Origin of the sequence: Amycolatopsis tucumanensis (assembly GCF_021654135.1) — a bacterium.
Classification (GTDB): domain Bacteria; phylum Actinomycetota; class Actinomycetes; order Mycobacteriales; family Pseudonocardiaceae; genus Amycolatopsis_E; species Amycolatopsis_E tucumanensis.
The window spans coordinates 1-23,661 of sequence record NZ_JAKGSD010000088.1 but is presented as its reverse complement, the minus strand read 5'-3'; the positions used below and the strand labels follow the sequence as shown (position 1 = coordinate 23,661).

The window sequence follows — 23,661 nt, the reverse complement described above, 5'->3', positions numbered from 1 at the left end:
CGCGCCGCCGCCCCGCCCCGCCGCGGCGCTGCCGCGCGGCCGCCCCGCCCCGCCGCGGCGCTGCCGCGGGCCTATCCCCCTGTGTTCTGCGAATGCTCGCCGCAAGGCCGCGCGGCGCCCGACCCACCGCCCCTGACCGCTTCCTGCCAACACCCACCCGCCCTGCAACCCCACCACCTACCGTCGAATCCCCAGCCAGAGGGAGGTAGCGGTGGCAGCGAAACCGTACGGCGCGAGCAGGGTCTCGACCGTCTTCGCGGTCGTGTTCGGCTTCGGCGCGGGTTTTCTGTGCCTGCTGCGGTTCGCCGCGGCGGTGGTGCTCCTCCCCGCGGCGGACGACCCGATCCCCCTGGCGTTCATGGCCCTCCTGTACGGCGCGGGCATGACCCTGTCGCTCGCCGGCGCCGGGCTGCTGCTCGCCCGCAGCCCGGCGTCCATCACCTGCCTGACGCTGGGCTGCGTCGTCTCGTTCGTCATCGTGCTCACCGAACTCGTGCTGCATTCCTTGCCCCGCAACGCGAGCGTCCCGCTCGGCTCGTACGGGGCCTGGCTCTTCGGCTGCGCGTTGATGGCGCTCGTGCAGACCCGCCGGAAGGACACGAAGCACCGGGTCAGGACCGCACCAGCCGGTTCCGGAGCACGCTGAGGACCGGGCGGCCGCCGGCGAAGCACCAGATCGCGATCACCGGGTCGCAGATCGCGCACCCGAGCGATGAGTGCTCCGCGAACGGCACGATCGGCTCCCCGCGCAGGTGGTGCACCACGTCCCACGCGGTGTGCATCAGCCAGGCGATGCCGATGAACGTCCACGACTCCAGTCCGCGGTAGGCGACGTAGGTGGCGGCCGCGGTGAAGGCGAACTCCCAGATCCCGAGCCCGCCCCCGCTCAGGTAGGCGGCGCCGGCGCCGGCGACGAACACCGCGTTGAACCGGCGGCGGTGCGCCTCCGGGATGAAGGAGTTGACCACGACGTAGGCGGCGCCGATGAGCAGCGCGATGACGATCATGGCACCCGAAACTAGGTCCCCGCGCCCCCGCGCAGTAGTGGCTGGAGTGCCACGTTCCGACGGATTCTCGCCAGCCCTGATTCGACAACCTTCTAATTCGACATCCATCGAGGTAGCGTGACGGCATGCGCGAGGACGTGCGGGAACAGGTTCGGGAGCGCTACGCCGCGGCAGCGCTTTCGGTGGCCGGCGGATGCTGCGGCGAATCGTGCGGCTGCGGGTACGACGACGCCGAACGGGCCGCGCTTCCGGCGGACGCGGTCCGGGCGAGCCTCGGTTGCGGCAACCCCCTCGCCGTGGCCGACCTCCATGCCGGCGAGACGGTGCTGGACCTGGGGTCCGGCGGCGGGATCGACGTGCTGCTGTCGGCCCGCCGGGTCGGGCCGTCCGGCCGGGTGATCGGGCTCGACATGACCGACGAGATGCTCGCGCTGGCCACCGCCAACGCGGAGCGCGCCGGCGCGGCCAACGTCGAGTTCCGGAAGGGGCACATCGAGTCCGTCCCGCTGCCCGCGGACAGCGTCGACGTCGTCATCTCCAACTGCGTGGTCAACCTGTCCGTCGACAAACCCGCGGTGTTCGCGGAGGTGTTCCGCGTGCTGCGGCCCGGCGGGCGGATCGGCATCAGCGACGTCGTCGCCGAGGACCACCTGACGCCCGCCGAGCGCGCGGAACGCGGCTCCTACACGGAGTGCATCGCCGGAGCGCTCACCTTCGCCGAGTACCGGGCCGGCCTCGCCGCGGCCGGCTTCACCGGCATCGAGGTGACGCCGAGCCACCCGGTTGCCGACGGCATGCACTCGGCGATCGTGCGGGCCGTCAAACCGGTCAGCCGAGCCGTTCGGTGAGGCGGATCCGCACGGTGTCGCCGGCGTCCTTGCCGATCGCGCGGCGCACGTCGGCCTTCACCGGCAGCTTGTGCGTGCCGTCGCCCAGCGCCATGAACGAGCTGCGGAACGGGTGGCCGTCGATGGTGCCGCGGATCTTCACCAGCCCGCGCGTGCCGAAGTACTCGGCGGACCCGGGCATCACGACGTAGGTCCAGCCGCCCTTCGCCTCGCTCTTCAGCAGGGTCGCCTCGAACTCCTTGTCCAGTGCCGGCATGACGTCCTCCTCGGGTGCGGTGCCATTGTCACCCGGAACGTCGAGGCACCTCGCCCGCTTCTCGACACGTGCCGGCCGCCAGGGGCGCCGGGTGCTGCCCCCAGCACCCGGCACCCCCGGCGGCCGTCGCCCCGGGCGGTCAGCGTCCCGCGACCCGCGCCCAGGCCCCGACCAGCGTCGGCGGCCGGAAGGTCGCCCCGCTGTTCACGTGGTCCTCGAAGAAGCGCTGCCCGAGCGTGTCGATGCCGACCTCCTCCGGCGTGGCCAGCCCGGTGCGCGTCAGCACGGGCAGCAGGGTCCGGATGATGCCCGCCGCCATCCGGCTGCCGGTCGGGTCGCCCGGCGGGCGGTACGCCTGCAGCCCCAGCACCGTCGCGCCGCTCAGGCCCGCGTCCGCGAACACCGCGCCCAGCCGCGCGCCGAGGCTCGGGTCGAGGCCGGACCGGGCAAACGCCGCCATGATCCAATGCGTCACCCGCTCGCTCAGCGGCGTGGCCGGCAGCAGCCCTGCGACGCTCATCTCGTACTCCATCGACACCACGACGCCGCCCGGCCGCACGTACCCGGCGAACTTCCGCAGCACCGCGGCCGGATCCGGCGTGTACAGCAGCACCAGCCGCCCGACCACCGCGTCCACCTGGCCGGTCAGCCGCATCTCGTGCAGGTCGTCGTGCACGAACGAGACGTTGCGCAGCCCCTGCGCCTCGCACCGGCTCGCCGCCCAGCGCAGCGCCTTCGACGACTGGTCGATGCCGACGACGGACCCGGACGGCCCGACCACCCTGGACAGCTCGAAGGCCACGTCCCCCGCGCCGGTCCCCAGGTCCAGCACGCGCATGCCGGGCTCGATGCCGGCCAGCGCCAGGATCGCCCTGGTCGCGGGCGCCAGCGCGGCGGCCTGCTCCTCCAGGCGGCGCAGCTCGTCGGGCTCGTTGCCGAGCAGGTACGGGGTCTCGGTGGTGGTCATGGCGTCCTCCTGCCGGATGTGTCCGGTTCAGGGTGACCCGTCAGGGGGTCTGGTGACTTGGCGGAATCGTGGGGATGATGTGGAGATTCCGTGGCGAGGGGGCCGTGGTGTACGAGTTCGAGGACTGCGAGGTCGACCCCCAGCGGTTCGAGCTGCGCCGCCGCGGGGAGCCGGTCCACGTCGAGCCGCAGGTGTTCGCCCTGCTGACGCACCTGATCCGGCACCGCGACCGCGTGGTCGGCAAGACCGAGCTGCTCGACTCCGTGTGGGGCTACCGGCACGTCAGCGAGTCCGCCCTCACCAGCCGGGTCAAGGCGCTGCGCCGCGCGATCGGCGACAGCGGCGAGCGGCAGCGCATCGTCGCGACCGTGCACGGCGTCGGCTACCGCTTCGTCGCCGACGTCCGGGAGAACGGCGGCGTCCCGCCGCGCACCCGCGCCCCGCAGCAGATCCGCTACTGCCGCTCACCGGATGGCGTCCGCGTGGCCTACGCCGTGTCCGGGTGCGGGCCGCCGCTGGTCAAAGCGGCCAACTGGCTGACCCACCTCGACCTGGAGTGGACGAGCCCGATCTGGGCGCACTGGCTCGACGGCCTCGCCCGGCGGCACACCCTGGTGCGCTACGACGAGCGCGGCTGCGGACTGTCCGACTGGGACATCGGCGAGTTCCGGTTCGACGACTGGGTCGACGACCTGGAGCTGGTCGTCGACGGGGTGGGGCTGGACCGGTTCCCGCTGCTGGGCATCTCGCAGGGCGGCGCGGTCGCGATCGCCTACGCCGTGCGGCACCCGGAGCGCGTGTCCCGGCTCGTGCTCGCCGGCGCCTACAGCCGCGGCCGGTTCGCCCGCGCCGCCACCCCGGAGGAGAAGGAGGAGGCCGAACTCGACCTCGTCCTCGGCCGGATCGGCTGGCGGCACGACGACCCGACGTTCCGCCAGGTGTTCGCGAGCCAGTTCCTCCCGGACGCGAGCCGCGAGCTGTGGGACGCCTTCAACGACCTGCAGCGCGCCACCACCTCCAACGACAACGTGGTGCGCTTCCTGGACGTCTTCGCCCACATCGACGTGTCCGCGATCGCGCCGTCCGTGCGCTGCCCGACGCTGATCCTGCACTCGCGCGGCGACCTGCGGGTGCCGAAGGCGCAGGCGCAGGAGCTGGCCGCGCTGATCCCGGACAGCAGGCTGTGCTTCCTGGACAGCCGCAACCACATCCTCACCGAGCACGAGCCCGCGTGGCCGGAATTCCTCGACGAACTGGACGCCTTCCTCGGCAGCTGACAACGCGGTGCCGGTGTCCGCCAAATGGTCCACGCTCGCCGGGCACGTACGCGCAACCCGGTCCACGGGCAACCTTCTGTCCAAATTAGACGGACCGTCAGCGCTCGCGCGAGTTTCCTGGAAAGCGCTTTCCAGATAAGTCGGGGGGCCGCTGACGGCCCCGCCGCGCTCTGCTCGCGGTCGAGTGCGCCAGGTGCAGCGCCTGCAGGGGAGACGGCGCAGTGGGACCACCTGAACGGGGGAGTCCCGCGGCGGGCGCGACCTGCGGAATCGGCACCCATCGGTTGGGATGGGCGGTTCCCCGCCGGGCCTTCGCGGCGACCGCTAGTATTCGCGCTATCCCCGTTGATCTCCGCAGGCGGAAAGCAGGCAGGAATGGCGAAGTCCCGGTTCGAGCAGTTCCCGATGGAAGGCGTCGACCTGGACCACCCGAACGTGGCCCGGGTGTACGACTACTACCTCGGTGGCAAGGCCAACTACGCGGTCGACCGTGTGTTCGCGGAGAAGGCGCTGGAGCGGTTCCCGTTCGTGCGCCCCGCGGCGAAGTCGAACCGGCTGTTCCTGCACCGGGCCGTGCGGTACCTGGTCAAGCAGGGCGTCCGGCAGTTCATCGACATCGGTTCGGGCGTGCCCACGATGGGCAGCACGCACCAGGTCGCCGACGAGCTGGACACCACCACGCGCGTGGTCTACATCGACAACGAGCCGGTGGCCGTCGCGCACTCGCAGATGCTGCTGGAGAAGGAGGGCGACCTCGAGCGGCACGCGGTGATCCAGGCCGACCTGCGCGACCCGGACCTGCTGTGGAACAAGATCGCCGACAAGGGCGTCATCGACTTCTCGCAGCCGGTCGCGCTGATGCTGATCGCGGTCCTGCACGTCACCCAGCCCGGCCCGGACGGCACGGACATCGGCCCGGCGGCGGTGGCGCGCTACCGGGAGCTGCTCGCGCCCGGCTCGTACCTGGTGCTGTCGCACGGCACGGCCGACGGGGTGCCGGAGAGCCGCGCCAAGGAGATGGCCGAGTTCGGCAAGATGTACGACGCCACGGCGACGCCGGTGATCTGGCGGCCGCGCCGGGAGATCGAAGCGCTGTTCGGCGACCTGGAGATGGTGGAGCCCGGCGCGACCTGGACGCCGCTCTGGCACCCGGAGGAGAACGGCGAAAACGCGCCCCAGATCGAGTTCGACGAGCCCAACGACTCGGTGGTGTGGGCCGGGGTCGGCCGGAAGGTCTGACGCTCCGCGCGCCTGCCGCGCCGCCTGCTCGGCTCGCGCTGCCTGCTCGGCTGGCGCCTCCCGAGGCGCCCGCCTCGCCCGAGGCGCCCGCCTCGCCCGAGGCGCCCGCCTCGCTCGCGCCGCTCGAGCTGCCCGCCCGGCTCGCGCCGCCCGCGCCTGCCGCGCCGCCTGCTCGGCGCGCGCTGCCTGCCCGGCTGGCGCCTCCCGAGGCGCCCGCCCGGCTCGCGCCGCCCGCCCGGCTCGCGCTGCCTGCCCGGCTCGCGCCTCCCGCGCCGAGTGCTCGGCTGGACCACCGCTGTAGCCAGGGTTTCGGCTGTGCCCGGGGGTGCTGGGCGCGTGCCTTCCCGCGGCTCGGGCGCGCTCGGCGGCGGCCTGGGCGACTTCGCGCGGCGTCTCCGTCAGCTCCCGCTCACCGCAAGGCGCCCACATCCGGCAGGGTGCGCCGCCTTGTCGCGGCCACCGCCAGCGCGATCACCAGCGCCCCGCTGACCAGGAGGAACGCCGGGCCGCCGCCGTAGCGGTCGCCGACCGGCCCGGCCACCGCGGAGCCCGCGGCGCTGCCGATCTGGCCCAGCGTCGTCAGCCAGCCGTACAGCGCCGCTGCGGTCCTCGCCGACGCCCGCCACGAGCTGGTCGTGCACCGCGAGCCACGGCGCCAGCGCCAGCCCGAACACGGCGATCACGACGGCCATCACCCCGACACTGCCCGGCAACGCCAGCGGGAGCGACGTCAGCGCTAGAGCGCCCAGCAGCGCGGTGTAGGTGTTCCGCTGAGCACTACGCGGCGGCCGGGCCGCCAGCGCCACCCCGCCCGCGAGGCTGCCCGCCGACCACACCGCGACCAGCAACCCCGACTGCCCGGCGGCACCCTCGTGCTCGGCGAACGCCGGCACCAGCACCCACATCGCCCCCATGCACCCAGTACGCGAGGTAGGCCGCGCCGAGCGTGTGCACGGCGGGGTCGCTCAACAGGCCACCGCGCCGCGGCCGGGCACGCTCGAACACGGGCACCAGCACGACCCCGACGACCAGCCCCGCGACGCCCGGCCAGCGTCGTGACGGCCAGCGCCGCCGTTGGCCCGGCCAGCGCCACCCAGCCGCTCACCCACAGCGGGCCGCCGATGTAAATCGTTTCCAGCGCGACCGAGTTGACCGCGTACGCCCTGGTCAGCTGCGGTCTCCCGAGGCGGGGGAGCATGGCGCGCAGGCTCGCCGACACCGGCGGGGTGGCCAGTCCCGAGGCCGCGGCGAGCCCGGTGAACAGGGCCGGCCCGTGGGTGCCGGCGAGCGCGAGCTGGGCCGCGGTGAACAACGCGCCGGACAGCACGAGGACCCGCCGGTCGCCCGAGACCGGCAGCGCGCGAGCCCACAGGGGAGCGGCGACCGCGGTGCCGATGGCCGCCGCCGCGCCCGCCAGGCCCGCGGCGGTGAAGCTGCCGGTGGCCTCGACGCCGGTGAGCGTCACCAGCAGTGGCCGCATCGCGATGGGCAGCTGGGCGAGGTTCAGGCAGCCGATCAGCACCAGGGCGCGTACATTCATAACTTATGAATGAGCCGGAACAGCGGAGCGCAAACCTGCTCGGCGCGATGTCGCTGCTGGTGGCCAGCGCGGTGCGGGACGCGGTCACCGAGGCTGTCGGCGCCGGTGGAGCGCTGGGGGAGGCGCTGATCGCCATCAAGGACCAGCCGGGCCGGACGGCGGACTGGCTAGCGGGGGTCCTGCACATCTCCCAGCCCGGCACGGCGCACCTGGTCCGGCGGCTGACCGAGCAAGGCTGGATCACGCGCGAGAGCGAAGGCCGCAGGCGCCCGCTGAGGCTCACCCCGGAGGGCGAACGCCGGGCGGCGGATGCGCTGGCCGCGCGGCAGGCCGTGCTCGACCGCCTGGTAGAGCGCCTGTCCGGCGAGCAACGCGCGCAGCTCGCCGCGGTGGCGGAGGCGCTGCTCGGCCCGGAGGCCCGCAGCGAGCAGACCCTGGCCGAGCTGTGCCGCCTGTGTGACCGCTCGGTGTGCCGGAAGTGCCCGGTCCACGAGGGATGGCGCAAGTGCCGCCCGGGAGGTGGATGACCGGCGGGTGGGGTTCGCTTGCGGCGTGTGGTGGCACCAGCGGGGGTCGGGAAGATGCTGCGGCCAGGCGGAGGTGCCAGGCGGAGCTGGCAGGTGGGAGGTCAGAGCCCGGCGACCCGGGCGCTGCAAGCTGCCGCCCGCTGATTGATGCCACGCGCGGCCGGGCGGGTGGTGCCGCGGCGCGGAACGGGGCGATGCGAGCCGGTGTGAGGCGGGCGGTGCCACGATCTGCGGCTGGCGCTGGGGCAGCCGGGCGGGTGGTGCCGGTCCGGGGGCTGGCGCCGCGACGTCGGGATCGCACGGGCAGGTGGGTGGCGCGTGTCGCGGCCGGGTGGGTGGTGCCGCCGGGTGGGTGGTGCCCGCCGGGTTGGTGGTGCCGCCGGGTGGGTGGTGCTACGGCCCGTGGGCGGGCGCTGTGAGTTGCCGCAAGGCGGGGCGTAGGGCGCGCGGGTGGGCGTTGCGTATCGGGGCGCGGTGGGCTGCGGCGCGGAGCGCGCCGCCGATCGGGCGCCGTGGTGCGGAGGTTCAGTGGCTCGCAGAGCGGGCGCTGAGAGCTCGGTCCGAGGTGGGGTGCCACGATTCGCGGCTTGGTGCTGCGCCGTCGTCGGGTGGGTGGTGTCGCCGGAGGGCTACGGCCCGTGGACTGCCGCTGCGAGTCGCCGCAAGGAGGGCGGGCGGGTGGGCGCTGCGTATCGCGGCCCGGTGGGGCGGTGCCGGGGAGCGGGTGCTGCCGACCGGGCGCCTGGCGCGGAGGTTCCGGGGCGCGCGGAGCGGCCTGAAGCGCCGCTGCCGTTGGCGGTGCCGCGCGCGTCATGCACGTTGTATACAACCGGTGTGCGGTTGTGACACTACGCGGACAGCCCGTGCTCACCCATCACGCCAATTCCGGTCGCTCCGTCAAAATCAGCAGTTCGGCCGCACCCACCCGAAGGACCCCGTCGTCCAAGGGGACGCACCGGACCCCGCCGTGGCCGCGCAAACCGCGGAAAGCGCCGGGCGCGAACGCGACGTCCATCCACGCACACGGGTGCGCGGGGCGGTGCGCCTGGAACCGCACGGGACCCGCGCCGCTGTCGAGGCTGAACACCGCTCCGGGCGTCGTCCGCGTGCGGGCGAGCGTGTCGACGTCGAAGCCACGCAACACGATGTTCCGCCGGGCCCGCACCGGATCGGGCGAGGTCAAGCCGAGGGCGTCGAGCGCCTCGGCCGCGAACACGGTCACCGCCGCTTCGCGATGCGCCGGGTGGTTGAAGTACCTGTCCCCGACCAGCCCCAGCCCGGCGCGCACCGTCACCGACTCGCGCGCCACCGCACCCGGCTCGGGGCGGGGCCCGTCGGCCGGGCGGCCCTCGTAGGCGTGGACCGGCGACACGACGAGCGCGACGATCTCGACGCGCACCCGCGCCAGAATACTTGATCGACCAGGCCCGCCCGCCGTGCGAGACTGCGCTGGTGAACCACTGGGGGTTGCCGTCGCCGTGGTCGCGCGCGCCGTGGATGCTGCTGCGCCGGCCGTCCGTCGCGGTGGCCGTGGCGGCTGCGGCGTTCCTCGTCGCGCTGCCCGCGGCCGCCGCCGCGTTGTTCCTGTCCGCCGCGGGCAACGCCGCCCTGCAGAGCCAGGTCGCCGACGCCTGCCCGGCCTACACCGGCGCGCACGTGAGTTCGGCGCTGCGACTGGACAATCCCGGACTCCTCGACGTGCGCGAGCGGGCGCTCACCACCGAGGGCGGCCGCGTGCCACGGCTGTCCGCACCCGTGACCACTCTCTTGCAGCAGGGCGAGCTGGGCCGCAACAAGGTGAACCTGGTCGCCCGCACCGGGTTCGCCGACCACGTGCGCGTCCTCGACGGCGGCCGCGGCCCCGGCGTGTGGCTGCCCGACGGGTTCGCCGCCGAGAAGGGGATCCGCGCCGGTGACCGCGTCCCGGTCACCACGGCCGGCCGCACCGTCACGCTCCCCGTCGCGGCGGTGTACCGGGACCTGCGGTCCGACCCCGACCAGCCGTACTGGTGCAGCCTCGCCGAGCTGTACCGCGGCAAACCGCTCGGCGAGACCCCGATCTACCCGCTCGCGCTCCTGTCGCGGGAGGACTTCCTCGGCGCGGCGGGAGGCAGCGGAGTCCAGATCGGCACCACGATCGAACTGCCGCTCGACGCGGACGGCCTCACCACCGCGAACGCCGTGCCCGTCCTGGACGGCCTGCAACGGCTGCGCGACGACACCAACCAGGCCGTGGACCGGTACCCGGACCGAGTCCAGTTCGTCTCGAACCTGCCCGCGATGACCGACCGCGCGAACCTCGTCGTCCGCGCGCTCGCCGGCACGGTCGTGCCCCTCGCCGCGGCCGCCACGCTCGCCGGGCTCGTCGTGGCCGGGGCGGCGGGCGGGTTCTGGGTGGACCGGCGCCGGGCCGAGCTGACCGTGTTGTCCGCGCGCGGCGTCGGCCCGGCCGCGCTCGCCGGGAAGGCCGTGCTCGAAGTCGCGCTCGTCGTCGCCGCCGGGGTGGCCGGCGGCTGGTTCGCGGCGCGGGCCCTGGTCGCCTCGGCGGGGCCGAGCGGCCTGTTCACGCCGGCCGCCGTGCACGGCTCGATCTGGGCGGTCGCCGGCGCGTTCGGAGTGACGCTCGGCGCGGTCGCGCTGGTCGCCGCGCGGCGGGCGGCGCACCTGTTCGACGTGCCGCCGGTGCGGGCGCGCCGCGCGCGGTGGGTGCCGTGGGAACTCCTGCCGCTGGCGGCGGCAGTGGCGAGCTGGTTCCTGCTCGGCGACGACGTCCAGGCGGGGGCGGGCGGAGCGGCCGGCACCGTGGCGCGCGTGCCGCCCCGGCTGGTGGTGGCGCCGATCCTGCTGGTGATCGCCCTCGCGATCGCGGCGGCGCGGGCCGTGCGGTGGCTGCTGTCCCGGGCGCGGGCGCGGGGTGGTCCGCAACGCCCGGGCTGGTTCCTGGCCAGCCGCCGCGTGCTGGCCGGGCCGGTGGCGGCGGCCGTGCTGACCGGCGCGACCGCGGTGCCGGTCGCGCTCGCCGTGTACGGGGCGTCGGTGACCGGCTCGGTGGACCGCACCCTGCACGCGGAGGGCCAGCTGATCGTCGGCACGGACGTGGTGTTCTCGCTGGAGACCCGCGCGCCGGTGCCGCCCGCGCTCGCGGACCGGGCGAGCCTGGTGTCCGCCTACGGAAACGCCCGCGTCGCAGGCAGCACGGTCGAGGTGCTCGGTGTCGACCCGGCGACGTTCGGCCGGGCCGCGTTCTGGGATCCCGCGCTGCCCGGCCCGTCGCTGGACGAGCTGCTGGGACGGCTCGCGCGCGGCGAGCCGGTCGCGTTGCTGGCCGGTCTGAACCGCGCGCACGGCATGTCCACAGTGGACATCGGCGGGCGGACCGTGCCGCTGACCGTGGTGGCGGTTCCGCAGCTGCCGGGCAAGAAGTCGGGCAACCCGCTGCTCGTGGTGCGCCAGGACGTCCTGGACGGGCTCGGGCTGGTGACCCGGCCGCAACTGTGGGTGCGCGGGGACCCGGACGAGATCCTGGCCGAGGCGTCCGGGCTGCCGGTGCGCACCTACGCGGAGGCGGCGAACGTGACCGCGGCCGGGGTGTACTCGCCGATCACCTACACGTTCGGCTTCCTCGCGGCGGTGTCGCTGCTGTGCGGGGCCATCATCGTGGTCGGGTTGCTGCTCTACCTGACGGCGAAGGCCCGCGCGCGGCGCAGCGCGTACGTCCTCTTGCGACGGATGTCGGTGACACCGGCCGATCACTGGCGCGCGCTGTGCTTCGAGGTGGGCGGGCTGCTGCTGGCCGGGTTCGTTGCGGGACTCGTGCTCGCCGTGGTGGCGGTCGGCCTCACCGCCGGGGCCTTCGACGTCAACCCCTCGACCCTGCCCGGCACGCTGCTGAGCCCGCCGTGGGGGCTGGCCGCCGGGCTGGCGGCCGCGGCGGCCGTCACCACCGCGCTCGCGGCGGGCGCGGCACAACGCGCGGTGTCCCGCGCCCGGCCGGCGGAGGTGCTGCGTGACGCGCGATGACCGGGCGTTGTGGTGCGAAGGCGTCGCCTACGACTACCCGACGCGGGGCGAGACCGTGCACGCCTTGTCCGGCGTGGCGCTGACGGTGCCGCGCGGGGCGATCACGGCGGTGGTCGGGCCCTCCGGCTCCGGCAAGTCGACGCTGCTGAAGATCCTGGCCTGCCTGGAACGGCCGGAGGACGGTCGCGTGTGGATCGACGGCACCGAGGTCACCGCGTTGTCCGCGCGGGCTCGCCGAGCGGTGCGCCGCACGCGGGTGGGCTACGTGTTCCAGGACCCGGCGGACAACCTGCTCGACTACCTCACCGTCGCCGAGCACCTGGCGCTCGCGGCTCGCCTGCGTGGCCGGGACACGAGCGCCGAGCTGGTCGGGGTGCTGGGTTTGGGGCACCGCACCGGTCACGTGCCCCGGCGGCTGTCCGGCGGCGAGCAGCAGCGGGTCGCGCTGGCCTTCGCCGCGGCTGGTGAACCGGCGGTGGTGATCGCCGACGAGCCGACCGCGCAGCTGGACCGCGACTCGGCCGGGCGGGTCGTGGAAGCGTTGCGGCTACTGGCCGACCGCGGGCAGGCGATCCTGCTCGCCACGCACGATCCGGAGGTGAGCCGGGTGGCGGACCGGGTGGTGGAGCTGGTGGACGGCAGGCTGGGGGAGGTCTCGTGCTGAGCCTGCGTGGGGTGCACAAGAGCTACGACGGCACGCCGGCGCTGCGGCCCGTCGACGTCGAACTCGTGGCGGGGGAGCTGGTCGTGCTGACCGGGCCGTCCGGGTCGGGCAAGAGCACGCTGCTGATGATCGCCGGCGGCTGGGAGACCCCGGACGGCGGCGAGGTGGTGCCGCACCCGCCGCTGCCGGACCTGCCGGTGGAGCGGATGTCCTGGCAGGACCTGGGTTTCGTGCCGCAGTCGATCAGCCTGTTCGAGGAGCTGACGCTCGCCGACAACCTCGCGCTGGCCCGCGGCGGTCCCGGTGGTGGGGAGCTGCTGGAGGCGCTGGAGCTGGGGCACCTCGCCGAGCGGCGTCCCGGCGAGGTGTCCCGCGGCGAGCAGCAGCGGGTGGCGGTGGCCAGGGCGCTGGTCGCCTCCCCGGCGCTGGTGATCGCCGACGAGCCCACTTCGCACCAGGACCACCGACGGGCCGATCTCGTGCTCGGCCTGCTGCGGGCCGCGGCGGACCGTGGCGCGGCGGTGCTGATCGCCAGCCACGACCCGGCCGTGGTGTCCCGCGCGGACCGAGAGATCCGGCTCGGCGCGGACGCGGTCACGCGCGGATGAACCGCGTCCCGCCCGCGACGAGCACCGCCACCGCGCCGACCACCAGCAGTGCCGACGACAGTCCGGTGAGGACACCCGACAGTCCCAGAACCACCAGCGGGCAGACGAACTGGCCGATGAACATCGCCGAGGTCCACACCCCGGTGCCGCGGCCACGCTGCTCGAACGTCAGCGATCCCAGCGCCCAAGTCAGCAGCGCGGGCAGCAGCAAACCGTTGCCCAGTCCGGCCACCACGGCGCCGGCGACCGCGACCGGCAGCGACTGGGCCAGGCCCAGCCCGAGGACGCCGAGTCCGGAAAGGACGAAGGCGGCCGGGATGGTCACCCGCGGCCCGAACCGCGCCACCTTCGCGAACGACCACGCCGCGACGGCCGTCGCGAGCGAGGCGATCGCGCTCACGAAACCGATGGTGCTGCTGGACTTCACGCCGATCCCGTCGAGCACGTAGGACAGCTCGACGATCAGCACGTAGAACACCAGACCGCCGATGAGCGTGACCCCCACCGGCGTGAGCAGGCGGCGCCACGGCAGCGGCGGCAGCGCGGCGGCGGTGGTCCGCCGGGGCTGCCAGATGTGGCGCGCGGCGAGGAACGCCAACGGCAGGCTCACCGCGTACAGCCAGAACGGGGTCCGCCAGCTGTGCGCGCCGAGCAGCCCGCCGACGGCGAGGAAGACCGTCGCGGCCACGGTGGTGAACACGGTCTGCAGCCCGAAGTATCGGTTGCGGAGCGGGCCGGCGAAGTAGTCGGCGAGCAGCGTGGTGCAGCACGTCATGATCGCGGCCTCGGTGAGGCCGACGAGGATCCGGCTGGCCAGGATGAGGTGCAGCGAGTCCAGCCACAGCGGCGCGGTGCCGACGACCGCGTAGACGACCAGCGCGCCGACCAGGAGACGCTTGCGGCCCAAGCGATCCACGATCCGCCCGGCGACGGTCGCGGTGAGACCGATGACGAGCGCGGGCACGGTCAGCAGGACCGGGGTGAGCGCCGCGACGCCGGGCGTGCCGGCGAACGCCTGCTGGATGCTGGGCAGCACGGGCGCGAGCAGCACCGAGCCCAGGACGGACAGGCAGCTGGCGAACAGCAGGACGAGAGCCTGGGCGCGGCCGGCGGGCCGCCCGGTGGCGGGGTCGAGGGCGATCCCGGCGGTGGGGCTTGGGGCGTTGTCGGTGGTGGGGCTTGGGGCGTTGTCGGTGGTGGGGCTTGGGGCGTTGCCGGTGGTGAGGCTTGGGGCCTTGTCAGTGGTGGGGCTTGGGGCGTTGCCGGTGGTGAGGCTTGGGGCCTTGTCAGCGGTGGGGCTTGGGGCGTTGCCGGTGGTGAGGCTTGGGGCCTTGTCAGCGGTGGGGTCTGGGGCGTTGTCGGCGGTGGCGCCGGGCGAGGAGGGCAGGACACGGTCCGGCACAGGCTTCTCCGGGGGACTCGCGTGCCGGTCTCCGCTGACCGGCACCACTGTCGTGGAAGTCTCGGTGCTGCCCGGCGGAAGGGGAAATCACTTGTGCTGAGGGGCGCCATCAGCGGCGCCGATGATCGCGACGGTCCGGCGCGGGTGGCTTCTGAGTGGGAAGCCGCCGGCCTGGCCGCCGTCCGAAGGGCCACTCACCGCGTGCGGCGCCGCAGCGTGAGTGACGGCGGCTCCTCGTACCGGGCGCGGTAGGCGGCCGCGAACCGGCTGAGGTGGGTGAATCCCCAGCGTCCCGCGACGTGCGTGACGGTCGTCCGGGACGGGTCCGTGTCCAGCAGGTCCTGGTGCGCCCGGTCCAGCCGCACGTTCTGCAGGTATGCCATCGGCGTCATCCCGGTCTCGGCGCGGAACCCGTTGGTCAGCGCCCGCGCCGACACCGACACCGCGGCGGCGAGCCGCCCTGTGGTCCACTCCCGGTCCGGGTACGCCTGCACCAGGTCCACCGCGCAGCGCACCGCCGACCGGCCGGGCGACGCGGCGCCGGTGGTCAGCTGGTCGCTGTAGTTGTGCGGCTGCCCGGTCAGCAGCGCGTCGAGCACGATCTGCTCCAGCCGGCGCGCCGCGAGCGGGTGGCTCAGCAGCTCGCTGTCCTGCCGGGCGGCCCTGGTCAGCAGCATCAGCGCCTCGACCCAGGTGCGCGCCGGGCCACGGCTCAGGTCCATCCGCGCGGCGAAGGTCAGCCGCGGGCCGGGGTCGCGGCCGAGCAGCTGCCGCAGTTCGCGCTCGACCTCCCGCCCGTCGAGCATCACGCACAGCTGCTCGGTCGCCGGTGCCCAGTCCAGTTCCGCAGGCGCCTCGGGCGCGAACACCGTCGCCGTGCCGGGCTCGCTGACCACCGCCGGCCCACCGCCCGAGCAGTAGCGCGCCCGCCCGGCCAGCGGGAGCACGACGTGGTAGTGCGCGTTCGGCGGGCTCCGCACGCGGACCCGCGGCCCGAAGCTGATCAACCCGATCGTGAGCGCGGTGTGCGCGGTCGCGTCCAGCCGCATCGCCAGTTCGCCCCGCTCCGGCAGCAGTTCGAGGGGCAGGTACAGCCGGGTGAGCGTGTCCCGCGCCTCGTCCGGATCGGTGGTGGTGAAGGTGACGTGTCCGTTGCCCACGGCAGACCTCCTTGCCGGAACCCACCAGTGTGCCTCCTGCCGCAAGCGGATGGAATTCGTGCCGGAAACGGATAGCCGTGTCCACGCGGCCCGGGTTTCGATCGACGGCGTGGCGGTGGTCTTCGAGCGGCGGGAGGAGCCGTGCCGGCGGTGCCGGGACGTGGTCGCGGTGAAGACCGTCGTCGAGTCGAGGTCGCGGATGAAACTGCGGGTGCGGGAAGCCGTCCACGCCGACGACGGCTCCCCGGCGGACGACGCGTGCGCCCGCGATCAGACGGGCTGACCGGCCGCCGGCGCGAGGCGCGCCAGCACCTCCACGTCGGTGGCGAAGTCGCTCCCGGACTGGGGCAGCAGCACGACGTGGTCCGCCCCGGCGGTCAGGTGCTCGCGCACCTTCACCGCGATCGCGTCCAGTTCGCCGTAGGCCACGACCGCGTCCACCAGCCGGTCGGCGTCGGCGGGATAGCCCGCCCGGGCGACGGCGCGGGCGAACCACGGCTGCCCGAGCGTGCCCGTCACCCGCGCGACGGCTTCCGCACGGCTCGCGCCGGGCATCACGGCCAGCGCGGCGACCAGCAGCTTGCCCGGCCCGAGCACGCGCCGGGCCAGCGCGGTCGCCTCGGGCGGCAGCATGGCGGGCATCGCGCCGTCGGCGACCTCCCCGGCCAGTGCCAGCATCTTCGGCCCGTTGGCGGCCAGCACGCGCGGGTACTCCGCGGGGCCCATCCGGTCCACGTAGTCGCGCATCGTGGTCAGCGGGTCGCCGTACTCGCGGCCGGTCTCGGCCGCTTGCTGCGGGTAGCCGACGCCCAGCCCGAGCACGAGCCGCCCGGGGTGGGCCCGGTGCAGGAACTCCGCGGCGGCCGCGGCCGTCCGCGCGTCCCGGGTCCAGATGTTGGCCACCCCGGTGCCGAACACGACCCGCTCGGTGGCCTCCAGCAGCACGGCCAGTTGCACCAGCGCGTCCTTGCCGGGGAACTCATTGGTCCAGATCGTGCCGTAGCCGGCGTCCGCCAGCCGGGCGGCGGCCGCGGGCAGCTCGCGCGGCGCGGGCGGATCGGTGAACGGGACCGGCAGGTACACCCCGACCCGGCCCAGCGATGGGATCTCCACGAAAACCACTCCTTGCGAACAGGTGACCGTTGCTCCCACCGTGCTGCCGCCGCTCCCGGCCGGTCCAACGCCTGTTCCGCATCCGGCGATGCGTTCCGGGCATCACCGCAGGTAGCTTGGGACGATGGCCGAACACGCCGACCTGGACCTGCGACTGGTGCGGTACTTCGTGGCCGTGGCCGAGCACGGCCACTTCGGCCGCGCCGCGGCGGACCTGCACGTCACCCAGCCCTCGCTGAGCCGCCAGATCCGCGGCCTCGAACGGCAGCTGGGCGCCCGCCTGCTGGACCGCGGCCCGCGCGGCACCCGGCTCACCGAGGCAGGTGAGGTCTTCCTGCCGCTGGCGAAGGACCTGCTGCGCTCGGCCGCCCAGGCCGCCGGCCGCACCCGCGCCGCCGCCCGGCCCGCCCGGATCACCATCGGGCACGCCGTGAACGTCCTGGTCACGCCGGCCGTGCGTGAGATGCGGCGCCGTCATCCGGACGCGGAGGTGCGCACCCGGCACGTGGGCTTCCACGAGGTGCCCGCGGCGCTGCTCGACCACCGGGTGGACGCGGTCGTGGCGCGGCTGCCGTTCCCGACCGGCGGGCTGCGGGTGACCGTCCTCCACGACGAGCCGCGGGTGGTGTTGCTGCCGCGCGACCACCGCCTGGCGGGCAAGGAGTCGGTGCGGCTCGACGACATCGCCGACGAACCGCTGCCGCGCGTGCCGGGTGACGCGGAGTGGAACGCCTTCTGGCGGGTCGACCCGCGGCCCGGCGGCAGGCCGGCACCGGACGGGCCGGTGATCGGCACGGTCGAGGACAAGGTCGAGCTGGTCGCGGGCGGCGAGGCCATCGCCATCGTGCCGGCCGGCGCCGGGCTGACAGGCCTGCGCGCGGACCTCACCACAGTCCCGCTGGAGGACGTCGAACCGAGCCACGTCGTGCTGGCCACCCGCGCGGACGACCGGAGCCGTCTCGTCGCCGAGTTCCGCCGGATCGCGCAGGCTCAGCTCACCGGCGCGTGAAGGCCTGTCACGCGGACCAGCCGAGTTCCGGCCCGAGCTTGGTCGCGATGTCGGTCAGGATCTGCACGTAGTCGGCGTGCTCGAAGGTGAACGGCAGCGCGAAGGCGACCTCGTCGACCTCCCGGAACGCGGCGTGCGCGTGCAGCCGCTCGGCGATCTCGGCGGACGTGCCGACCAGGTCGGGGGCGAACATCATCCGCGCCGGGCCCTGCGGAGCGGTGGTCCGCGGCGTGCGCTTGGCCGCGTACTCGGCGTACTTCGCGCGCTGTTCGGCGGTGGCCGAGTCGGTCGGGATGACCACCAGGCCCTGCGACACGCGGGCGCGGTCGCCGTCCGGGTGGTGGGCGCGGAAGATCCGGATGTGGGAGAGCTGGATCTCGGCGAAGTCCACCGACTCCTCGGCCTTGACGACGCTGCTGGTCAGCAGGTTCATCCCGTTCTCGCCCGCCCAGCGCGCCGAGCCGAGGCTGCCCGCGCCGTACCAGAGGCGGCGGCCCAGGCCGGGGGAGTGCGGCTGGACGCGGTCGGAGAAGACCTCGAAGCCCTCGGTGCCGCGGAAGCCGGTGACGGGCTCGCCGCGGACCGCGTCCAGGAGGCGGCGGACGCGCTGGTGGCTGAAGTCCTCGGCGTCCGCGGTGTCCGGGTAGAGCGCGTCCTTGACCTGGTCCCAGTGCATCGGCGGGCCGACCGACAGGCCGGGGTTGAGGCGGCCGCCGGAGAGGATGTCGACGGTGGCGAGGTCCTCGGCGAGGCGGAGCGGGTTCTCCCAGCCCATCGGGATGACCGCGGCGCCCAGCTCGATGCGCCGTGTGCGCTGCGAGGCGGCCGCGAGGACCGCGACCGGCGAGGAGATGCCGAACTGCAGGTGCCGGTGCCGCACCCAGGCGCTGTCGAAACCGAGCCGCTCGCCCAGCTCGATGATGTCCAGCGTGCTTTCGTGGCCGGCGCGCGGGTCGGCCTCCTCGAACAGGCCGATGGTGAGGAAGCCCAGCTTCCGCAGCGGTCGTGACACGCGTCCTCCCGGGGTCCGTGATCACGATTCTGGCACCGGACCCCGGGCGGACGGCGGTCGTCCCACATGCCGGAGCTAGCCCGTGTTTCGGAAGTGGCTTGCGTGGCGGTGCGGGTAGCGGCCCGGCTCCGCCGCTTGGGAAACAGAACCTAGCCCGCGGCGAGCAGCTCCTCGGCCACCGGCGCGTACGCGCCCAGCTCGTCGTGCAGATCGGGCGCCGCGAGCGCCTCCGGCTCCGGCGTGCCCACCGCCTCGCCGGCCAGCGCGCGCCGCACGAAGGCGGCCACCACCCGCGGCGCGGGCGCCACCTGGCCGCCCAGGTAGGCCAGCACCAGCAGGTCCTCGCCGCAGCGGGCCTCCACCGCCAGGGACCAGCCGTAGCGCTCGTCCCACAGCAGGGCCACGTCGCGGTCCGGGAACGCGGGCACGTGCCCGTCGATCGCGAGGTAGGCGCTCAGCGGCGCGTCCAGTTGCACGAAAGAGCCGTGCCCGCTCAGGCCGAGTTCCTCCTCGACCAGTCCGATGTACCGGCGCAGGCCCCGCGCCGGTTTGCTCTGCGGGTCGAGACCCGGGTTCGGGAACACCTGCTCTCACCTCCCGCGAATATCTATAGTCAAGACTGGAGATTGAGTCAATTGAGCGAAGCAGATAGACTCGGTAGGTGGCTGTAGACAAGCTGGATGACGAGGACTACCCCGCCTGGACGATGGGGCAGGCGGCAGACGCGCTGGACGTGCAGCCCGCGTTCCTGCGCAGCCTCGACGCCGCCGAGGTCGTCCAGGCGCACCGCTCGTCCGGCGGCCACCGCCGCTATTCGCGCCGCCAGCTGCGGCTGGCCGCGCGGGTCCGCGAGCTGTTCGACGACGGGATGACCCTGGCGGCCGCGGAGCGGATCGTCCGGCTGGAGGACGAGCTGGCCGCGTCGCGTGCCGAGAACGCGGATCTGCGGCGCAGGCTGGGCGAGCAGACGGAGTTCACGGAGACCGAACGGGAGGATTGAGGATGGCGCTGGAGAACGTCTGGATCCGCACCCCTGGCGACGGGCTGGTCCGGGCCGATCAGGTCATCGGGATCTCCAACCATCGCACCCCGTCCCTGTCCGGCAAGCCGGGCCGCTGGCTGCTGACGGTGGCGCTGCCGGTGCCGACGGGCAGCGGGAGTGCGGACGGCTGGGGGGTGACCAACCTGCACCGCACGCTGGTGCAGACGGACCAGGAGGTGGCCGGCGCGCCGGACCGCCTGGCGCGGCTGCTGGCCCAGCTGGCGGCGGTGGACACCGCGGGGATCATCACGGCCGTCCCGTGCGGCCCCGACCGCAGCGACGTGCGGTTCGAGTTCAGCCGGTTCGACGCGGAGGTCCCGCCGGCCGCGGAGCCGCAGGCGCAGGCTGAGGTGCCCGAGGTGGTCGGCGTCTGAGCCGGCGCGGTGGTGGGCGAAGAACGCGCGGCAAGCCAAGGCGACGGTGCGGAGGACGTGCGCCGGTGCCGCCGCCGTCGGCGTCCGCGCGGGCGGCGGTTGATCCGCACCCACCGCGGGTAGCTCCAGCGGATGGCGACGAAAGCGCCGCCCGCCACGGCGGCTTCCAGCACCTGGACCGACGAGGACGGCGTGCGCCAGCCGGGCGCGGACGCCCACGCCTGGCTGCCCGGCACGAACCAGACCCTCTGCGGCCTCTCCCTGCACCGCGCCCGCCTGGGCCGCTTCCCCCACGTGCTCTGGATCGACACGCTGTGGCTCGCCGACACCTCGGCGCACCGGATAGTGCCCTGCCGGCGTTGCGTGGCGGCCGCGGGCGGGCGGTCCGGCGCCCGCCGCTGGGTGCGCGTCAATCCGCGTCCGTGAGCGCCTCCTCCATCGTGCTGTAGACGTTCAGGAACTCCAGCAGGTCCGTGAACGCCATGACCCGCCGCACCTCGGTTCCCGCCACCACCCGCAACTCCGCCGGCGCGGCCTCCCGGTGCGTGCCGGCCAGCAGGCCCAGCCCACTGGAGCTGATGAACCGCAGTTCCGACAAATCCAGCACCAGCAGGCGCGGCTGATCCACGAGCGCGAGCCGGATCAGCCCGCGGAGCTTGGGCAGCGTCGAGATGTCCAGTTCGCCCGTCGCGGTGAGCACGACGTCCCGTCCCCGGTGCTCGGCCGAAACCGTCATGGCGTGCGCGGGCGCGGGTTCCGTCTGCGGGCGGTCGCTGGGTGGTGCCATTCGCCCATCATGCATAAGAATCCGCGATCCGGCAGCAGCCATTTACACCGCCGTGCGATCGGCGCGCGACCGCGTTTGCCGCGTGATCAATGGGGTAACTCCACGCGCCATTCGTGCGAGCCCGGTCCGGCGTCGTTGTTTTCCTTGCCAGGCAGGCGAATCCGGGCGCACTTGCCCGGCGACATGCGTGTGCAGGAAGGAAATGACCGCACCCTTGCCGCAATGGTCGAGCGGCCCCGGTGCCGAGTCCAAAGCGGACTCAGGCGCATGTACGGTGGGTCCACCCCCACCGTCCCAAGGTGGTCGTCCGGTCCACGAGGTGATCCATGAGCCTGTCCGTCGCCGCCGTCGTCGGCCTTCTCGAAGCCGCCGAGCAGGACACCGACGTCGCGCCGCTGCTGGACGGCCTCGACCCCGCCGACGCCGAGCGGATCACGTCCGGCGTCCGGCGGCTGCGCGCGACCTCGGACCGCCTCCGCCGCCGCGGGCAGGAGCTCGCCGCCCTGTTCTCCTCCGCCAGGGAGCTGGCCGAGCTGCGCGACGTCGACGAGCTGCTGGCCCGGCTGGTCGAACGCGCTCACGACCTCGTCGGCACCGACGTCACCTACCTGTCGGAGTTCGACGTCGGCAGCCGGGAGCTGCGGGTGCGCACGACGCTCGGCACGGTCGCGCCGTCGTTCCCCGGCCTGCGTGTTCCGCCGGGGATGGGCCTGGCCAGCCAGGTGGTCGAGAGCCGCCGCCCGTGCTGGACCGCGCGGTACGACGCGATGACCCAGGCGCCGCACGACGACCGCATCGACGAGACCGTCGCCGCGGAGGGACTCGTCTCGCTGCTCGGGGTCCCGCTGCTGGCCGGGGACGAGGTCATCGGCGTGCTGTTCGCCGCCAACCGCGTCGAGCACGCGTTCTCCCCCGAGGAGATCTCGCTGCTGTCCGCGTTCGCCGACCATGCGGCCGTCGTGCTGCAGACCGCCCGGCTGCTGGCCCGCGCCAACGCCGCCGCCGAGGAAACCCGCCGCGCCTACGGTGAGCTGGCCCGCCACGTGGAGGCGATGGAACGCGCGAGCGAGGTGCACGGCGACCTCACCGCGCTCGTCCTCCAGGGCGGTGACGCGACCGAGGTGGCCGGGGCGCTCGGCCGGGCGCTGCGCTGCCGCGTCACGCTGCTCGACACCGGTCACCTGGACGGCGGCGTGCGGGCGGCCGTCGAGCAGAGCCGGCGCAGCGGGCGGTGCGTCCCGGCGGGCGATCACACCTTCGCGGTCGCCGTCGTGGCGGGGCCGACGTTGCTCGGCGCGCTGCTGCTGGAGCAGGGGGCCGTCGAGTTCGGGCCCGTCGAGTTCCGCACCGCCGAGCGCGCCGCGCAGATCACCGCCCTGCTCAGCCTCAAGCAGGACGCCCTGGCCGAGGCGGAGCAGCGCGTGCGCGGGGACCTGCTCGCCGACCTGCTCTCGGCCGACGCGGACCGCCGCGCGGGCGCCGCCGCGCGGGCTCGCGCCCGCGGCATCCGGCTGGCGGCCCTGCGCTCGCTCGTGGTCGTCGCGGTCCCCGCCGACCTGCGCCGCCAGGCGGCCCGTGCCCTGCGCGGCACCGGTGACCTGATCGGTGAGCACGCCGACCACGTCGTCGTCCTGACCGCGGGCGAGGACCCCGCCGCCGCGGCGCGGACCGTGCACGCCGCCGTCGCCCGGTCGCTGGCCGCCCCGGTGCTGGCCGTGGGCGCCGTCGCCGGGGACGACCTGCGTGAACCCGTCGAACAAGCCGCCGCGTGCGTGCGCGTCCTGCCCGCGCTCGGCCTGTCCGACGCGGCCGTCACCACCGACGAGTACCTGCCCTACACGGCGCTGTTCGGCCCCGGCGAGGAGCGCGTCGCCGCGTTCGTGCGCCGGGTCCTCGGACCGGTCCTGGACTGGGACGCCGAGCACGCCGGCACCCTGTTGCCCACCCTCGCCGCCTATCTGGACAACCGGATGAGCCCGGTCGCCACCGGCCGCGCCCTGCACGTGCACAAGAACACCGTGCTGCAGCGGCTGGAACGCGCCGGCGAGCTGCTGGGGGAGGGCTGGCAGGAGCCCGACCGGCTGTTCCGGCTCACCGTCGCCGTCCGGCTCGCCCGCCTTGCCGAACGTCCATAGGTGCACCCCTCGGAGTGGACGGTCGGTCCATTCCCGCTGCCCGGGCGTGGAGCTAGCGTCCTGGGTCGTCACGCAGCCACACGGAAGTGGAAGGGGCGCTATGGCGCGCACCAGTCGTATCCAGGGACTCCGGGACCTCCCCGTCGAGGCCCGGCGCAAGTCCGTCGCCGAGGCGGCCGGGCTCGACCCGGCGCGGATCGCGGCGTTCGACCCCGCGCGGGGGCTCGACGCGAGCGCGGCCGACCACATGATCGAGAACGTCGTCGGCATCCTCGGCGTGCCGCTGGGGGTGGCGACGAACTTCGTGGTCAACGGCGCCGAGGTGCTGGTCCCGATGGCCACCGAGGAGGCCTCCGTGGTCGCCGCCGCGAGCAACGCCGCCAAGATCGCCCGCGTGCATGGCGGGTTCCGGACCTCCTCGACCGCGCCGATCATGCAGGCGCAGGTGCAGATCGTCGGCGTCGCCGACCCCGAGGCCGGCCGCGTCCGCCTGCTGGAGGCCCGCGACGAGCTGGTCGAGCTGGCCAACGCGCAGGACGAGAAGCTCGTCGAGTTCGGCGGCGGCGTCCGGGACGTCGCGGTGCGGCTGGTGCACTCCCGCGCCGGCACCTACGTCGTCGCGCACCTGCAGGTCGACGTCCGCGACGCGATGGGCGCCAACGCCGTGAACACCA

The 23,661-nt window shown here is 74.2% G+C and carries 27 protein-coding genes; 16 read left to right on the top strand and 11 right to left on the bottom strand.

Features of this window, described 5'->3' with window-relative positions; translation table 11 throughout:
- Window positions 1–211 precede the first annotated feature (211 nt).
- Complete coding sequence (locus L2C96_RS42250) at window positions 212–646, top strand: hypothetical protein (RefSeq protein ID WP_237340068.1); 435 nt, start codon at window positions 212–214, stop codon at window positions 644–646.
- Here L2C96_RS42250 and L2C96_RS42245 read toward each other — a convergent pair.
- The gene (locus L2C96_RS42245; RefSeq protein WP_020423503.1) at window positions 612–1,007 is read right to left on the bottom strand and encodes a DUF6010 family protein; all 396 of its coding nucleotides are present in this window, start codon (window positions 1,005–1,007) and stop codon (window positions 612–614) included. The genes L2C96_RS42250 and L2C96_RS42245 overlap by 35 nt on opposite strands.
- 125 nt (window positions 1,008–1,132) lie before the next feature.
- Here L2C96_RS42245 and arsM point away from each other — a divergent pair, with 125 nt between their 5' ends.
- Window positions 1,133–1,855 (top strand): arsenite methyltransferase, encoded by a 723-nt coding sequence (gene arsM, locus L2C96_RS42240; protein WP_237340067.1) that lies wholly within the window; start codon window positions 1,133–1,135, stop codon window positions 1,853–1,855.
- Here arsM and L2C96_RS42235 read toward each other — a convergent pair.
- Together L2C96_RS42235 and L2C96_RS42230 are read right to left on the bottom strand one after the other, a co-directional pair.
- Window positions 1,836–2,111 carry a DUF1905 domain-containing protein gene (locus L2C96_RS42235; protein ID WP_017983372.1) on the bottom strand — a complete coding sequence of 92 codons (276 nt, stop codon included), beginning with the start codon at window positions 2,109–2,111 and terminating at the stop codon, window positions 1,836–1,838. The two genes, arsM and L2C96_RS42235, sit on opposite strands and share 20 nt — an antisense overlap.
- Before the next feature lie 139 nt (window positions 2,112–2,250).
- Window positions 2,251–3,078 (bottom strand): class I SAM-dependent methyltransferase, encoded by an 828-nt coding sequence (locus tag L2C96_RS42230; protein WP_237340066.1) that lies wholly within the window; start codon window positions 3,076–3,078, stop codon window positions 2,251–2,253.
- Window positions 3,079–3,182: 104 nt separating this feature from the next.
- Between L2C96_RS42230 and L2C96_RS42225 the strand changes: the two genes are divergently transcribed.
- Window positions 3,183–4,355, top strand: a complete 1,173-nt coding sequence (locus tag L2C96_RS42225; protein ID WP_020423500.1) for an alpha/beta hydrolase — start codon at window positions 3,183–3,185, stop codon at window positions 4,353–4,355.
- 375 nt (window positions 4,356–4,730) lie between these two features.
- Window positions 4,731–5,594 carry an SAM-dependent methyltransferase gene (locus L2C96_RS42220; protein ID WP_237340065.1) on the top strand — a complete coding sequence of 288 codons (864 nt, stop codon included), beginning with the start codon at window positions 4,731–4,733 and terminating at the stop codon, window positions 5,592–5,594.
- A 398-nt stretch (window positions 5,595–5,992) separates the two neighbouring features.
- Here L2C96_RS42220 and L2C96_RS42215 read toward each other — a convergent pair whose 3' ends face one another.
- Window positions 5,993–6,508 carry an MFS transporter gene (locus tag L2C96_RS42215; protein ID WP_237340064.1) on the bottom strand — a complete coding sequence of 172 codons (516 nt, stop codon included), beginning with the start codon at window positions 6,506–6,508 and terminating at the stop codon, window positions 5,993–5,995.
- Between the two features lie 282 nt (window positions 6,509–6,790).
- On the opposite strand from L2C96_RS42215, the gene L2C96_RS42210 reads away from it, so the two are divergent.
- Both L2C96_RS42210 and L2C96_RS42205 read left to right on the top strand, forming a co-directional pair.
- Window positions 6,791–7,147, top strand: coding sequence for a hypothetical protein (locus L2C96_RS42210; RefSeq protein WP_237340063.1), 357 nt, complete (start codon window positions 6,791–6,793; stop codon window positions 7,145–7,147).
- Entirely contained in the window at window positions 7,140–7,661 is a 522-nt protein-coding gene (locus tag L2C96_RS42205; protein WP_237340062.1) for a MarR family winged helix-turn-helix transcriptional regulator, read from the top strand. Before L2C96_RS42210 ends, L2C96_RS42205 begins: the two co-directional genes overlap by 8 nt.
- An 874-nt stretch (window positions 7,662–8,535) precedes the next feature.
- On the opposite strand, the gene L2C96_RS42200 is transcribed toward L2C96_RS42205, so the two are convergent.
- Complete coding sequence (locus tag L2C96_RS42200; protein WP_237340061.1) at window positions 8,536–9,060, bottom strand: MOSC domain-containing protein; 525 nt, start codon at window positions 9,058–9,060, stop codon at window positions 8,536–8,538.
- A gap of 53 nt (window positions 9,061–9,113) precedes the next feature.
- On the opposite strand from L2C96_RS42200, the gene L2C96_RS42195 reads away from it, so the two are divergent.
- Genes L2C96_RS42195 through L2C96_RS42185 form a run of 3 tightly spaced genes read left to right on the top strand, consistent with a single transcriptional unit; the run spans window position 9,114 to window position 12,953 of the window.
- Window positions 9,114–11,681 carry an ABC transporter permease gene (locus L2C96_RS42195; protein WP_237340060.1) on the top strand — a complete coding sequence of 856 codons (2,568 nt, stop codon included), beginning with the start codon at window positions 9,114–9,116 and terminating at the stop codon, window positions 11,679–11,681.
- The gene (locus L2C96_RS42190) at window positions 11,668–12,345 is read left to right on the top strand and encodes an ABC transporter ATP-binding protein (protein ID WP_020423426.1); all 678 of its coding nucleotides are present in this window, start codon (window positions 11,668–11,670) and stop codon (window positions 12,343–12,345) included. Before L2C96_RS42195 ends, L2C96_RS42190 begins: the two co-directional genes overlap by 14 nt.
- Window positions 12,339–12,953 (top strand): ABC transporter ATP-binding protein, encoded by a 615-nt coding sequence (locus L2C96_RS42185; RefSeq protein WP_237340059.1) that lies wholly within the window; start codon window positions 12,339–12,341, stop codon window positions 12,951–12,953. The genes L2C96_RS42190 and L2C96_RS42185 overlap by 7 nt, the downstream gene beginning before the upstream one ends.
- Here the strand turns inward: L2C96_RS42185 and L2C96_RS42180 are convergent.
- Both L2C96_RS42180 and L2C96_RS42175 read right to left on the bottom strand, forming a co-directional pair.
- On the bottom strand, window positions 12,940–14,355 hold the full coding sequence (locus tag L2C96_RS42180; protein ID WP_237340058.1) for an MFS transporter: 1,416 nt from the start codon (window positions 14,353–14,355) through the stop codon (window positions 12,940–12,942). The two genes, L2C96_RS42185 and L2C96_RS42180, sit on opposite strands and share 14 nt — an antisense overlap.
- A gap of 194 nt (window positions 14,356–14,549) precedes the next feature.
- Complete coding sequence (locus tag L2C96_RS42175; protein WP_237340057.1) at window positions 14,550–15,515, bottom strand: AraC family transcriptional regulator; 966 nt, start codon at window positions 15,513–15,515, stop codon at window positions 14,550–14,552.
- A 58-nt stretch (window positions 15,516–15,573) separates the two neighbouring features.
- Here L2C96_RS42175 and L2C96_RS42170 point away from each other — a divergent pair, with 58 nt between their 5' ends.
- Window positions 15,574–15,798: a hypothetical protein gene (locus L2C96_RS42170; protein WP_237340056.1), complete on the top strand. Its 225-nt coding sequence runs from the start codon at window positions 15,574–15,576 to the stop codon at window positions 15,796–15,798.
- On the opposite strand, the gene L2C96_RS42165 is transcribed toward L2C96_RS42170, so the two are convergent.
- A complete protein-coding gene (locus L2C96_RS42165; RefSeq protein WP_237340055.1) occupies window positions 15,786–16,628 on the bottom strand; it encodes an LLM class flavin-dependent oxidoreductase in 843 nt (280 codons plus the stop codon). The two genes, L2C96_RS42170 and L2C96_RS42165, sit on opposite strands and share 13 nt — an antisense overlap.
- A gap of 124 nt (window positions 16,629–16,752) precedes the next feature.
- On the opposite strand from L2C96_RS42165, the gene L2C96_RS42160 reads away from it, so the two are divergent.
- Entirely contained in the window at window positions 16,753–17,637 is an 885-nt protein-coding gene (locus L2C96_RS42160) for a LysR family transcriptional regulator (protein ID WP_237340054.1), read from the top strand.
- 7 nt (window positions 17,638–17,644) lie between these two features.
- Here the strand turns inward: L2C96_RS42160 and L2C96_RS42155 are convergent, their stop codons facing one another.
- Together L2C96_RS42155 and L2C96_RS42150 are read right to left on the bottom strand one after the other, a co-directional pair.
- A complete protein-coding gene (locus L2C96_RS42155; RefSeq protein WP_237340053.1) occupies window positions 17,645–18,649 on the bottom strand; it encodes an LLM class flavin-dependent oxidoreductase in 1,005 nt (334 codons plus the stop codon).
- Between the two features lie 149 nt (window positions 18,650–18,798).
- On the bottom strand, window positions 18,799–19,233 hold the full coding sequence (locus L2C96_RS42150) for a DUF6292 family protein (RefSeq protein ID WP_237340052.1): 435 nt from the start codon (window positions 19,231–19,233) through the stop codon (window positions 18,799–18,801).
- Between the two features lie 122 nt (window positions 19,234–19,355).
- On the opposite strand from L2C96_RS42150, the gene L2C96_RS42145 reads away from it, so the two are divergent.
- The 3 genes from L2C96_RS42145 to L2C96_RS42135 all read left to right on the top strand — a co-directional run bounded on the left by L2C96_RS42145 (window position 19,356) and on the right by L2C96_RS42135 (window position 20,491).
- The gene (locus L2C96_RS42145) at window positions 19,356–19,649 is read left to right on the top strand and encodes a helix-turn-helix domain-containing protein (protein ID WP_237340069.1); all 294 of its coding nucleotides are present in this window, start codon (window positions 19,356–19,358) and stop codon (window positions 19,647–19,649) included.
- 2 nt (window positions 19,650–19,651) lie between these two features.
- On the top strand, window positions 19,652–20,065 hold the full coding sequence (locus tag L2C96_RS42140; protein ID WP_237340051.1) for a hypothetical protein: 414 nt from the start codon (window positions 19,652–19,654) through the stop codon (window positions 20,063–20,065).
- Between the two features lie 132 nt (window positions 20,066–20,197).
- Window positions 20,198–20,491, top strand: a complete 294-nt coding sequence (locus L2C96_RS42135; protein ID WP_020423414.1) for a hypothetical protein — start codon at window positions 20,198–20,200, stop codon at window positions 20,489–20,491.
- Here the strand turns inward: L2C96_RS42135 and L2C96_RS42130 are convergent.
- Window positions 20,475–20,852 carry an STAS domain-containing protein gene (locus tag L2C96_RS42130; protein ID WP_237340050.1) on the bottom strand — a complete coding sequence of 126 codons (378 nt, stop codon included), beginning with the start codon at window positions 20,850–20,852 and terminating at the stop codon, window positions 20,475–20,477. The genes L2C96_RS42135 and L2C96_RS42130 overlap by 17 nt on opposite strands.
- Window positions 20,853–21,178: 326 nt before the next feature.
- Here L2C96_RS42130 and L2C96_RS42125 point away from each other — a divergent pair, with 326 nt between their 5' ends.
- Together L2C96_RS42125 and L2C96_RS42120 are read left to right on the top strand one after the other, a co-directional pair.
- Window positions 21,179–22,987, top strand: a complete 1,809-nt coding sequence (locus L2C96_RS42125) for a helix-turn-helix domain-containing protein (protein ID WP_237340049.1) — start codon at window positions 21,179–21,181, stop codon at window positions 22,985–22,987.
- A gap of 100 nt (window positions 22,988–23,087) precedes the next feature.
- A partial coding sequence (locus tag L2C96_RS42120; RefSeq protein ID WP_504905418.1) for a hydroxymethylglutaryl-coenzyme A reductase family protein occupies window positions 23,088–23,661 on the top strand: 574 nt, incomplete at its 3' end.

What these genes read in the sequence shown, in the direction of transcription:
- L2C96_RS42210 (WP_237340063.1), top strand. Translation starts at nt 6,791, where the DNA reads ATGGCGCGCAGGCTCGCCGACACCGGCGGGGTGGCCAGTCCCGAGGCC.
- L2C96_RS42160 (WP_237340054.1), top strand. Translation starts at nt 16,753, where the DNA reads ATGGCCGAACACGCCGACCTGGACCTGCGACTGGTGCGGTACTTCGTG.
- L2C96_RS42235 (WP_017983372.1), bottom strand. Translation starts at nt 2,111, where the DNA reads ATGCCGGCACTGGACAAGGAGTTCGAGGCGACCCTGCTGAAGAGCGAG.
- L2C96_RS42215 (WP_237340064.1), bottom strand. Translation starts at nt 6,508, where the DNA reads ATGGGGGCGATGTGGGTGCTGGTGCCGGCGTTCGCCGAGCACGAGGGT.
- L2C96_RS42130 (WP_237340050.1), bottom strand. Translation starts at nt 20,852, where the DNA reads ATGGCACCACCCAGCGACCGCCCGCAGACGGAACCCGCGCCCGCGCAC.
- L2C96_RS42230 (WP_237340066.1), bottom strand. Translation starts at nt 3,078, where the DNA reads ATGACCACCACCGAGACCCCGTACCTGCTCGGCAACGAGCCCGACGAG.
- L2C96_RS42245 (WP_020423503.1), bottom strand. Translation starts at nt 1,007, where the DNA reads ATGATCGTCATCGCGCTGCTCATCGGCGCCGCCTACGTCGTGGTCAAC.
- L2C96_RS42125 (WP_237340049.1), top strand. Translation starts at nt 21,179, where the DNA reads ATGAGCCTGTCCGTCGCCGCCGTCGTCGGCCTTCTCGAAGCCGCCGAG.
- L2C96_RS42220 (WP_237340065.1), top strand. Translation starts at nt 4,731, where the DNA reads ATGGCGAAGTCCCGGTTCGAGCAGTTCCCGATGGAAGGCGTCGACCTG.
- L2C96_RS42145 (WP_237340069.1), top strand. Translation starts at nt 19,356, where the DNA reads ATGGGGCAGGCGGCAGACGCGCTGGACGTGCAGCCCGCGTTCCTGCGC.
- L2C96_RS42205 (WP_237340062.1), top strand. Translation starts at nt 7,140, where the DNA reads ATGAATGAGCCGGAACAGCGGAGCGCAAACCTGCTCGGCGCGATGTCG.
- L2C96_RS42140 (WP_237340051.1), top strand. Translation starts at nt 19,652, where the DNA reads ATGGCGCTGGAGAACGTCTGGATCCGCACCCCTGGCGACGGGCTGGTC.
- L2C96_RS42135 (WP_020423414.1), top strand. Translation starts at nt 20,198, where the DNA reads ATGGCGACGAAAGCGCCGCCCGCCACGGCGGCTTCCAGCACCTGGACC.
- arsM (WP_237340067.1), top strand. Translation starts at nt 1,133, where the DNA reads ATGCGCGAGGACGTGCGGGAACAGGTTCGGGAGCGCTACGCCGCGGCA.